Source organism: Streptomyces sp. NPDC003943 (assembly GCF_053605265.1).
Window position 1 is genome coordinate 1 of the sequence record NZ_JBSGIW010000159.1, and the last position, 9,076, is coordinate 9,076.

A 9,076-nucleotide genomic window follows, 5' to 3' on the forward strand; every position below is an offset into this window, starting at 1 on the left:
CTCCACCTTGACCAACCCCCCGACCAGGGCCAGCGGGGAGGTGCGCCGGCGCACCTCCCCGCTGCCCTTCGTCATCGGCTCACATGTCGGCTCACATGTCGGGTGAGGGCGTCAGGACCGCGAAGGGAGCGCCGAACGGGTCCGCGAACCAGCCGATGCGGCCCACCTTCGGCACGTCCGCCGGCGCCATCAGGACCGAGCCGCCGCTCTCCTGCACCGACGCGGAGGTCGCGTCCGCGTCCTCCACCATGAAGTACGGGATCCAGCGCGACTTGTCCGCCCCCGGCTGCAGCGGAGCCGCGCCGCCGAACGAGGCGTCCTTCAGGTCGCCCTCGGCCGTCGAGATCACCCGGTACGTCATGCCGGGCGCCTCCATCTCCTCCCAGCGCCAGCCGAACAGCCCCTGGTAGAAGCCGAGCGCGGCCTCCGGGTCCGGGACGTGCAGCTCGGCCCAGAGCAGGGTGTTGGGCGAGGAGGTGCGCTCCAGGCCCCGCACCGTGCCGGGCTGCCAGACGGCGAACTCGGCACCGGCCGGGTCGGTCAGCGCCGCCATCCGCCCGGCGTCCATCACGTCCATGGCCGCCAGCCGGACCGTGCCGCCGCCCTGCTCCGTCGCCCGGGCGGTCGCCTCGGCGTCCGGGGTCTGGAAGTAGACGGTCCAGGCGCTGCTCGCGCCCTCGCCGAGCGGCCCGAGCGCGGCGACCGTCTTGCCGTCCTGCTGGAAGAAGCCGTAGCCGCCCGCGTCGGGGCCGGCCGTGGCGAAGTCCCAGCCGAAGACGCGGCCGTAGAACTCGGCGGCGGCGTTGATGTCGGGGCTGCCGAGGTCCAGCCAGTCGGGTGAGCCCTTGGTGAAGTCCGTACCGAGCATGGAGGGTGTCCCGTCCTTCCGGGGTGAAGGTCGTGCGGGGAGGCCGTGTCGTGACGGCGGATGGCCGGGTTCCGGCCACCATGGCCGATCCTCACCCTCGCGCGCGCCCCGCGCAGCCCCGGCGCCCGGCTTTCATCCGCACGGCCCAGCCCGCCGCTGCTCCGGGCCGGCACGGTTGACAGACGAAGTTGCCGTTTCCGCAAATGGGGAAGGTGACTGAAGAAGAACGTGAAGGCCGTGACGACCGCATCGACGAGGTGCTCGGCGAGGTCGGCCCCCGGCTCCGCCGCATCCGCCGCGAGCGCGGTGCGACCCTGGCCGAGCTCTCCGCCTCCACCGGCATCTCGGTGAGCACCCTGTCCCGTCTGGAGTCCGGCCGGCGCAGGCCCAGCCTGGAGCTGCTGCTGCCGATCGCGCGGGCCCACCAGGTCCCGCTCGACGAGCTGGTGGGCGCGCCGCCGGTGGGCGATCCGCGGGTGAGGGCGAAGCCGATCGTCCGGGACGGCCGCACCCTGTACCCGCTCACCCGCCAGCCCGGCGGCCTCCAGGCCTACAAGGTGGTCCAGGAGCCGGGCTCCGAAGTGCCCGATCCCCGGGTGCACGAGGGGTACGAGTGGCTGTACGTGCTCTCCGGGCGGCTGCGGCTCGTCCTCGGCGAGCACGACGTGGTGCTCGGGCCCGGCGAGGCGGCCGAGTTCGACACCCGCGTCCCGCACTGGTTCGGGTCGGCGGGGGAGCGGCGGGTGGAGTTCCTGAGCCTGTTCGGGCCGCAGGGCGAGCGCATGCACGTACGGGCGCGCCCGAAGAGCTCACAGAGCTCGCGGAGCGCCAAGAAGTCCTGAGCGCCTGGTTCCGTTGGGCCAAGCGACCGCTTAGTATGCGGTCACCGGCGCGGTACCGACCGCGCGGTACGGAACGGATCACGAAGGCAGCTGGAGGCGTCCGCATGCAGGCATGGCGAGTGCACGAGAACGGCGAGCCCGGCGAGGTGATGCAGCGCGACGACACCGACCGGCCCGTGCCCGGACCCGGCCAGGTGCTCCTGAAGGTCCGCGCCACCGGCCTCAACTTCCCCGACGCGCTGCTCTGCCGGGGGCAGTACCAGGTGCGGCCCCCGCTGCCCTTCACCCCCGGCGTCGAGATCTGCGGCGAGACCGAGGACGGCCGCCGGGTCATCGCCACCCCCGCCCTCCCGTACGGCGGCCTCGCCGAGTACGCCGTCGCCGACGAGGCGGCGCTGCTCCCCGCCCCCGAGGCGCTCGACGACGCCGAGGCCGCCGCCCTCCACATCGGCTACCAGACCGGCTGGTTCGGCCTGCACCGCAGGGCCGCCCTGAAGGAGGGCGAGACGCTGCTCGTGCACGCCGCCGCGGGCGGGGTCGGCAGCGCCGCCGTCCAGCTCGGCAAGGCGGCCGGCGCCACCGTCATCGGTGTCGTCGGCGGCGCGGACAAGGCCGCCGTCGCCCGCGAACTCGGCTGCGACACGGTCGTCGACCGGCACGCCGAGGACGTCGTCGCCGCCGTCAAGGAGGCCACCGGCGGCCGCGGCGCCGACGTGATCTACGACCCGGTGGGCGGCGCCGCCTACCAGCAGTCCGCCAAGCTCGTCGCCTTCGAGGGCCGGATCGTGGTCGTCGGCTTCGCCAGCGGCACCATCCCCGCTCCCGCCCTCAACCACGCCCTCGTGAAGAACTACTCGATCATGGGCCTCCACTGGGGCCTCTACAACCTCAAGGACCCGGCCGCCGTACTGCGCTGCCACGAGACCCTCACCGCACTCGCCGCCAAGGGCCTGATCAAGCCGTACGTGAGCGAGCGCGTCCCCTTCGCCGCCGCCGCCGACGCCGTGCAGCGGCTCGCCGAGGGCCGCACCACCGGCCGGCTCGTCGTCCTCCCGGAAGGAGCCCGCGCATGACGGCACACCGCCCCGACGCGGCCGAACTCGTCGAGCGCACCCGCCGGCTGCTCGCCGACCATCCGCCGGCCACCACCGACCGCGCCGACTTCCTGCGCGCCCGCTTCGACGCCGGACTCGCCTGGGTGCACTACCCGGCCGGCCTCGGCGGGCTCGACGCCCCGCGCGCCCTGCAGGCCGTCGTCGACGCCGAACTCGCCGCCGCCGGCGCCCCCGACAACGACCCCCGCCGGATCGGCATCGGCCTCGGCATGGCCGCCCCGACCCTCCTCGCGTACGGCTCCGAGGAGGTCAAGGAGCGCTTCCTGAAGCCGCTGTGGGTCGGCGAGGAGGTGTGGTGCCAGCTCTTCAGCGAGCCCGGCGCCGGCTCCGACCTGGCGGCCCTCGGCACCCGCGCCGTGCGCGACGGGGACGACTGGGTGGTCAACGGGCAGAAGGTGTGGACCTCCAGCGCCCATGTGGCCCGCTGGGCCATCCTCATCGCCCGCACCGACCCCGACCTGCCCAAGCACCGCGGCATCACCTACTTCGTCTGCGACATGACCGACCCGGGCGTCGAGGTCCGGCCGCTGCGCCAGATCACCGGCGAGGCCGAGTTCAACGAGGTCTTCCTCACCGACGTCCGCATCCCCGACGCCCACCGCCTCGGCGACGTCGGCGACGGCTGGCGGGTCGCCCAGACCACCCTCATGAACGAGCGCGTCTCCATCGGCGGCGCCCGCATCCCGCGCGAGGGCGGCATGATCGGCAAGGCCGCCGGCACCTGGCGCGCCCGCCCCGAGCTGCGCACCCACGACCTGCACCGCCGGCTGCTCGACCTGTGGGTCGACGCCGAGGTCGCCCGGCTCACCGGCGAACGGCTGCGCCAGCAGCTCGTCGCCGGCCAGCCCGGACCCGAGGGCAGCGCCATGAAGCTCGGCTTCGCCCGGCTCAACCAGGCCATCAGCGCCCTGGAGGTCGAACTCCTCGGCGACGAGGGTCTGTTGTACGGGGAGTGGGCGATGGTCCGGCCCGACCTGGTCGACTTCACCGGCCGCGACGCCGGCTACCGCTATCTGCGCGCCAAGGGCAACTCGATCGAGGGCGGCACGACCGAGGTGCTGCTCAACATCGTGGCCGAGCGGGTCCTCGGCCTGCCCCCGGAGCCGCGCAACGACAAGGACGTCGCCTGGAAGGACCTCGCCCGATGACCGAGACGCCCGAGACGGCCCGGCCGGCCTCCGCCCAGCTGGACCTCCTCTACTCCGAGGCGGAGGACGACCTGCGTGCCGCCGTCCGCTCGCTGCTCGCCGACCGGGCCGACGCGCAGAAGGTGCTCGGCCGCATCGAGCAGCCGAGCCCGTACGTCCCCGGTCTGTGGGACGCCCTCGCGGGTGGCATCGGCGCCGCCGGGCTGCTCGTTCCCGAGAAGCTGGGCGGTCAGGGCGCGAGCCACCGCGAGGCGGCCGTGGTCCTGGAGGAGCTGGGCCGGGCGGTGACCCCGGCGCCGTACCTCACCAGCGCCGTCGTGGCCACCGAGACCCTGCTCGCGCTCGGCGCCGAGTCCGGTGCGGGGACCGGTCCCGTGACCGAGCTGCTCGGCGCGCTCGCCGGCGGAGCGACGGTCGCCGTCCTCGTCGTGCCGCTCTCCACCGCGCCGGGCGCCGACCCGGTGATCGACGGGCCCGTGCCCGCCGTCGCGGACGCGGCCGCCGCCGACGTCCTCCTCGTGCCGCGCGCCGACGGTCTGTACGCCGTCCCGGCGGCGGACGCGCGGATCACGCCGCAGGTCCCGCTGGACCTCACCCGACCGCTCGCCGTCGTCGATGCCCGCGGCGCCGCGGGCACCCGGCTCGCCGGCGCGGACTCCGCCTCGGCGGCGGTGCGGCGCGGGCTGCTCGCGGGCGCCGGACTGCTCGCCTCCGAGCAGCTCGGGCTCGCCGAGTGGTGCCTGGAGGAGACCGTCCGGCACACCAGGGAGCGCCACCAGTTCAACCGCCCGATCGGCTCCTTCCAGGCGCTCAAGCACCGGATGGCCCAGCTGTGGCTGGAACTCGTCGGCGCCAGGGCCGCGGCCCGCGCCGCCGCCGACGCGCTCGCGACCGGGGCCGATGACGCCGAGCTGACCGTGGCCGTCGCCCAGGCGTACTGCTCCAAGGTCGCCGTGCACGCCGCCGAGGAGTGCGTCCAGCTGCACGGCGGCATCGGGATGACCTGGGAGCACCCCGCGCACCTGGCGCTCAAGCGGGCCAAGTCGGACCAGACGGCGCTGGGTTCGGCCGGCCGGCACCAGGACGTGATCGCGGAGCTGATGGACCTGCCCGCACCGCGGTAAGGGGCCGACTGCGTCCACACCCCTCTACATGCTGTTTAATTGCGAGTCGTTCGCAATAACAGTTGATCTTCAAGAGGGGTGTGGACGTCTTGGCCGCCCGTACCATCCGCCGCGCGACCGCCGCGATACTCACCGGGGCCGTGGCCCTCACCGCGGCGGCCTGCTCGACCCCAGGCGGCGGCGCCGCGGGCGCCGCCGGAGCCGAGGACTCCGCGGTCGTCGGCATCGCCTACGAACCCGAGACCCTCAGCCCCCTGCTCGGCTACGGCAAGGACGGCAACTCCAAGATCTTCGACGGGCTGCTCGCCTTCGACGCCGGCATGAAGCTCCGGCCCGCCCTCGCCGCCGCGCTGCCGACGGTCAGCGCCGACGGCCTCACGTACACCTACAAGCTCCGCAAGGGCGTGCGGTTCAGCGACGGCCGGCCCTTCACCGCCAAGGACGTCGTCTTCACGTACACGACGATCCTCGACCCGAAGACCAACAACGCCTCCCGCACCGAGCTCGACGCCCTGCGGGACGTCCGGGCCGTCGGCGACGACACCGTCGTCTTCACGCTCAAGTACCCCTACGCGCCCTTCGCCGAGCGCACCGTCCTCGCCATCGCCCCCGAGCACATCGCGGGCCGGCAGGACGTCAACACCGGCCCGTTCACCACGAAGCCCGTCGGCACCGGCCCGTACGTCCTCACCGGCTGGTCCAGGGGCGAGAAGCTCACCTTCACCGCCAACGAGCACTACTGGGGCGGCGCACCCGCCGTGAAGAGGTTCACCATGGCCGTCGTCAAGGACGACGACGTCCGCGCCACCCGGCTGCGCGCCGGAGACCTCGACGCCGCCGTCCTGCCGCCCGCCCTCGCCGCCGGGTTCAAGGGCGACAAGGACCGGCGGACGTACACGGCGACGACCTACGACTACCGGACCGTCACCCTGCCCAGCCACAACCGGGTCGCCGGCGATCCCGCGATCCGGCGCGCCCTCGACCTCGCCGTCGACCGGCAGGCCATGGTCGACCGGATCCTCGACGGCGCCGGCAAGCCCGCCTACGGACCCGTCCCCACCGACAGCCCCTGGTTCGCCAGGGGCACCGAACGCCGCCACGACCTCGCCGGCGCCCGGAAGATCCTCGACGAGGCCGGGTGGAAGCCCGGCCCCGACGGCGTCCGTGTCAAGAACGGCGTCCGCGCCGCCTTCCCGCTCTGGTACCTCTCCGGCGACAAGCTCCGCCAGGACCACGCCCTCGCCTACGCCTCCGACGCCAAGAAGGCCGGCATCGCCCTCACCACCCAGGCCGGCCCCTGGGAGGTCATCGAACCCCGCATGAGGACCGACGCCGTCCTCGCCGGCGGCGGCTCGCCCGGCGACCCCGACTTCGACCAGTACCCGCTGCTCAAGTCCTCCCTCGCCGGCGACGGCTTCAACAACATGGCCCAGTACGCCAGTCCGGTCGTCGACCGCGCCCTGGAGGACGGCCGCCGCACCGACGACCCCGCGAAGCGCCGAGCCGCGTACGAAACCATCCAGCGCGAACTGGCCAAGAACCCCGGCTACACCTTCCTCACCCACGTCGACCACGTCTACGTCGTCGCCGACCGCTGGGACGGACTCTCCACCCAGGTCGAGCCGCACGAGCACGGCCTCGGCTCCGGCCCGTGGTGGAACGTCGAGGACTGGAAGCCGAAGAAGTGAGCCGCGCCCTCCCGCTCCGCGCCCTCCCGCTCCGCGCCATGGCGCGGATGACGGGACGGCGCGCGCTCGCCGCCGTCCCCGTCCTCCTCGCCGTCACCCTCGCGGTCTTCGCCGTCGCCGCCGCCTCCCCCTTCGACCCCGTCAAGGCGTACGCCGGCACCGCCGGACTCACCGCCGCACAGGCCGACCTCGACCGGCTCCGCGCCAACCTCGGCGCCGACCGGCCCTGGTTCACCCGCTGGTGGGACTGGGTCGCCCACGCCGTACGCGGCGATCTCGGCGACTCCACCGTCATGCGGCAGCCCGTCGCCGACGTCATCACCGAACGCCTCGGCTGGTCCGTCCTGCTCGCCACCACCGCCTTCCTCGTCGCCGTCACCCTCGGCACCGCCCTCGGCGTCCTCGCCGGCCGCCGCCGCGGCGGACTGATCGACCGGGCCGCCGGATCCGCCGCGTACACCCTCGAAGCCGCCCCCGCCTACTGGCTCGGCCTGCTCGCCGTCTGGTTCCTCGCCCTCCGGCTCCGCGTGCTCCCGGCCGGCGGACTCACCGACACCGCGAGCACCACCGTCACCGCCGGCCAGGTCGCCACCCACCTCGTGCTGCCCGCACTCGTCCTCGGCGTCTCCCAACTGCCCTGGTTCTTCCTGTACGTGAGACAGGGCGTCGGCGACGCCCTGGAAGAGGACCCGGTGCGCGGCGCCCGCGCCCGCGGCCTCGCCGAACGCACCGTCCTCACCGGCCACGCCCTGCGCTCCGGCATGCTCCCCGTGCTCACCCTCGTCGGCTCCCGCGTGCCCGAACTCATCACCGGAGCCCTCCTCGTGGAGACCGTCTTCAGCTGGCCCGGCATCGCCGCCGCCACCGTCCAGGCCGCCGTCTCCGTCGACTTCCCGCTGCTCGCCGCGCTCACCGTGCTCGCCACCGCAGCCGTGCTGCTCGGCAACCTCCTCTCCGACCTGCTGTACGGGCTCGCCGACCCCCGGGTGGGCTTCGATGGCTGACCCGCGCACCCGCCGCCTCCGGCTGTGGACCTCCGCCCTGACCGCCGGCGGCCTCGCCCTCGCCGTCCTCCTCGTGCCGCCGCTCGTCCCGCTCGACGAACAGGCCGTCGACCTGGGGCGCAAGCTCCTGCCACCCTCGTGGGAGCACCCCTTCGGCACCGACGACCTCGGCCGCGACCTGTTGCTCCGCTGCGTCCACGGGCTGCGCGTCTCGCTGCTCGTCGGCCTGGTCGCCGCCCTCGCCGCCACCGTCGTCGGCACCGCGGTGGGCGCAGGGGCCGGCGCGCTCGGCGGCCGCACCGACCGGCTCGTCATGCGCGTCGTCGACGGCTTCTCGTCCGTGCCGCACCTGCTGCTCGGCATCTTCGTCGTCGCCATGTTCCGGCCCGGCGTCTGGCCGGTGATCGTCTCCGTGGCGCTCACCCACTGGCTGTCCACCGCCCGGATCGTCCGCTCCGAGGTCCTCTCGCTGCGCTCCCGGCCCTTCGTCGACGCCGCGATCTCCGGCGGCGCGTCCCGGTGGCGGATCGCCGTCCGGCACCTGCTGCCCGCCGTGCTGCCGCAGGCCGGACTCGCCGCCGTGCTGATGGTCCCGCACGCGATGTGGCACGAGTCCGCCCTCTCCTTCCTCGGCCTCGGCCTCCCCAGCCACCGGGCCAGCCTCGGCAACCTGGTCCAGAACGCCCGCTCCTCCCTCCTCGCCGGCGCCTGGTGGCCCACCCTCTTCCCAGGCCTCCTGCTGATCGTCCCGACCCTCGCCCTCGCCGGCCTCGCCGGCATCTGGCGCGACCGCCTCCATCCCCGCCGCCGCTCGGAGCTGATGCTGTGAACGAGCAGATCCTGCGCGCCCTGGACTCCGTCACCGCCGAGCGCGCCCACGACGCCGTCCTCAGCGTCCGCGACCTCACCGTCCGCTTCCACCTGCGCGGCGGCCGCACCGTCGCCGCCGTGACCGACGCCGCCTTCGACCTCGCGCCGGGCGAGTGCCTCGCCCTGGTCGGCGAAAGCGGCTGCGGCAAGTCGGTACTGGCCTCGGCGCTGCTGGGCCTGCTGCCGGCCAACGCGAGGACGGAGGGCACGGCGTGGCTCGCGGAGCAGGAACGGGGCGGTGCCGGCGCGCCGCCGGGCCGGCGTTCCCGGCGCGCCGCCGACCGGCCCGGCCCGCACCCGGGCAGCGCGATCCGTGTCCCCGCTGCTTCGGCCGGCCGCGGACCCCGCGCCGACGCCGGGGCGGGCGAGGCCGACGGTCGTGGCAGGCCGGGCGGCGTTGCGCCGGAGGGCGGCGAC

9 protein-coding genes are annotated in these 9,076 nt (G+C 74.5%); 8 read left to right on the top strand and 1 reads right to left on the bottom strand.

Features of this window, described 5'->3' with window-relative positions; all coding sequences use genetic code 11:
- Positions 1–91: 91 nt before the first annotated feature.
- Positions 92–868 (bottom strand): VOC family protein, encoded by a 777-nt coding sequence (locus ACWEV0_RS35050; RefSeq protein ID WP_453153859.1) that lies wholly within the window; start codon positions 866–868, stop codon positions 92–94.
- 212 nt (positions 869–1,080) lie between these two features.
- Here ACWEV0_RS35050 and ACWEV0_RS35055 point away from each other — a divergent pair, with 212 nt between their 5' ends.
- The 8 genes from ACWEV0_RS35055 to ACWEV0_RS35090 all read left to right on the top strand — a co-directional run.
- The gene (locus tag ACWEV0_RS35055; protein WP_453153860.1) at positions 1,081–1,710 is read left to right on the top strand and encodes a helix-turn-helix domain-containing protein; all 630 of its coding nucleotides are present in this window, start codon (positions 1,081–1,083) and stop codon (positions 1,708–1,710) included.
- Positions 1,711–1,814: 104 nt separating this feature from the next.
- Entirely contained in the window at positions 1,815–2,783 is a 969-nt protein-coding gene (locus ACWEV0_RS35060) for an NADPH:quinone oxidoreductase family protein (protein WP_453153861.1), read from the top strand.
- The gene (locus ACWEV0_RS35065) at positions 2,780–3,973 is read left to right on the top strand and encodes an acyl-CoA dehydrogenase family protein (protein ID WP_453153862.1); all 1,194 of its coding nucleotides are present in this window, start codon (positions 2,780–2,782) and stop codon (positions 3,971–3,973) included. The genes ACWEV0_RS35060 and ACWEV0_RS35065 overlap by 4 nt, the downstream gene beginning before the upstream one ends.
- Entirely contained in the window at positions 3,970–5,097 is a 1,128-nt protein-coding gene (locus tag ACWEV0_RS35070; protein ID WP_453153863.1) for an acyl-CoA dehydrogenase family protein, read from the top strand. The genes ACWEV0_RS35065 and ACWEV0_RS35070 overlap by 4 nt, the downstream gene beginning before the upstream one ends.
- Before the next feature lie 89 nt (positions 5,098–5,186).
- The gene (locus ACWEV0_RS35075; RefSeq protein WP_453153864.1) at positions 5,187–6,785 is read left to right on the top strand and encodes an ABC transporter substrate-binding protein; all 1,599 of its coding nucleotides are present in this window, start codon (positions 5,187–5,189) and stop codon (positions 6,783–6,785) included.
- Positions 6,786–6,823: 38 nt separating this feature from the next.
- Positions 6,824–7,789: an ABC transporter permease gene (locus tag ACWEV0_RS35080; RefSeq protein ID WP_453153867.1), complete on the top strand. Its 966-nt coding sequence runs from the start codon at positions 6,824–6,826 to the stop codon at positions 7,787–7,789.
- Complete coding sequence (locus tag ACWEV0_RS35085; RefSeq protein ID WP_453153865.1) at positions 7,782–8,618, top strand: ABC transporter permease; 837 nt, start codon at positions 7,782–7,784, stop codon at positions 8,616–8,618. Before ACWEV0_RS35080 ends, ACWEV0_RS35085 begins: the two co-directional genes overlap by 8 nt.
- On the top strand, positions 8,615–9,076 hold a 462-nt coding region (locus tag ACWEV0_RS35090; RefSeq protein WP_453153866.1), incomplete at its 3' end, for an ATP-binding cassette domain-containing protein. The genes ACWEV0_RS35085 and ACWEV0_RS35090, both read left to right, overlap by 4 nt.

What these genes read in the sequence shown, in the direction of transcription:
- ACWEV0_RS35050 (WP_453153859.1), bottom strand. Translation starts at nt 868, where the DNA reads ATGCTCGGTACGGACTTCACCAAGGGCTCACCCGACTGGCTGGACCTC.
- ACWEV0_RS35060 (WP_453153861.1), top strand. Translation starts at nt 1,815, where the DNA reads ATGCAGGCATGGCGAGTGCACGAGAACGGCGAGCCCGGCGAGGTGATG.
- ACWEV0_RS35065 (WP_453153862.1), top strand. Translation starts at nt 2,780, where the DNA reads ATGACGGCACACCGCCCCGACGCGGCCGAACTCGTCGAGCGCACCCGC.
- ACWEV0_RS35070 (WP_453153863.1), top strand. Translation starts at nt 3,970, where the DNA reads ATGACCGAGACGCCCGAGACGGCCCGGCCGGCCTCCGCCCAGCTGGAC.
- ACWEV0_RS35080 (WP_453153867.1), top strand. Translation starts at nt 6,824, where the DNA reads ATGGCGCGGATGACGGGACGGCGCGCGCTCGCCGCCGTCCCCGTCCTC.
- ACWEV0_RS35085 (WP_453153865.1), top strand. Translation starts at nt 7,782, where the DNA reads ATGGCTGACCCGCGCACCCGCCGCCTCCGGCTGTGGACCTCCGCCCTG.